This window comes from Aeromonas sp. 1HA1, assembly GCF_029237385.1.
GTDB classification, from domain to species: domain Bacteria; phylum Pseudomonadota; class Gammaproteobacteria; order Enterobacterales; family Aeromonadaceae; genus Aeromonas; species Aeromonas popoffii.
On record NZ_JAACGC010000225.1, the window covers coordinates 1 to 582 of the forward strand.

1 pseudogene is annotated in these 582 nt (G+C 51.0%); it reads right to left on the minus strand.

Features of this window, described 5'->3' with window-relative positions:
- Nucleotides 1-426, minus strand: a pseudogene (locus GWQ22_RS21785) (zona occludens toxin); the annotation flags it as partial.
- Between the last annotated feature and the right edge of the window lie 156 nt (nucleotides 427-582).

The window sequence follows — 582 nt, forward strand, 5'->3', positions numbered from 1 at the left end:
CTTGCGAAGAGAAAAGCAATAATCGACCCGAAATGATCCTGGATCTTCTTTCACCAACACATGGCAACTGATAACCAGACGATAGCCAGCGAACGGCCCTACAGAAAGAACCCCGCCAGGAGACGCAGCAGGAGCGCCGCCAGGACGTACCCCATCAGCGGGAGTACCATCCACCGCCCCAGGAACCGAAGAGGCGCCAGCAGCAGCCGGAGAGGCCTTAGCAGGAGCATCAATATACTCAGGCTTGATGAAGCCAAAGAATACACAAAGCCCCCACAGCGCCAGAAAAAACAGAATTTTAGGATCTCGTAATATCGAGCTACCCGCTGTTGTATCCGAGACTTTACCGGTTGTAGTTGAGTCATAAAGTTTGAAAACATACTTGGGCACCTTATTAAATGGCTTGGCTTGCAACACATCGGACATGGACGAACCGGAGTTATCAGAGAGGTGCAATACCTGTCTCTTGATCAGATCTTGATCCCCGAAGCCATCATCTCTTTGGCGGCAATAAAGCCGTCCAGTTTACTTTGCAGTGTTTGCCAGCCTTCCCAGAGTGAGCTCCAGCCTGCAATCCCTGTT